Genomic DNA, 306 nt, shown 5'->3' on the forward strand with positions numbered 1-306 from the left:
CCGCCTCGGGTCGCTGTCCGGCGGACAGCGACAGCGCGCGCTCGTGGCGCAGGGACTCGCACAGCGTTCAGCGGTACTGCTGCTCGACGAGCCCTCGACCGGGCTCGACGGACCCGCCCGCGAGGCCATCGCCACGGCGCTCGCCGACGCCGCCGCGGCCGGCACCACCGTGGTGCACGTGCCCCCCGACCTCGACGAGGCCGCGTCCGCGGGGCACTGCCTGCTGCTGCGGGAGGGACGGCTGCTCGCCGCGGGCGCGCCCGCGGCGGTGCTCACCGGCACCACTCTCGACGCGGCGTGGGGCCT

General features: G+C 78.4%; 1 protein-coding gene. It reads left to right on the top strand.

Annotation, left to right across the window (positions count from 1 at the left end; all coding sequences use genetic code 11):
- Nucleotides 1-306: ABC transporter ATP-binding protein (locus tag JHE00_RS34645; RefSeq protein ID WP_200326428.1), on the top strand; the 306-nt coding region annotated here is incomplete at both ends.

The organism is Prauserella cavernicola (genome assembly GCF_016595675.1).
GTDB lineage: Bacteria > Actinomycetota > Actinomycetes > Mycobacteriales > Pseudonocardiaceae > Prauserella_A > Prauserella_A cavernicola.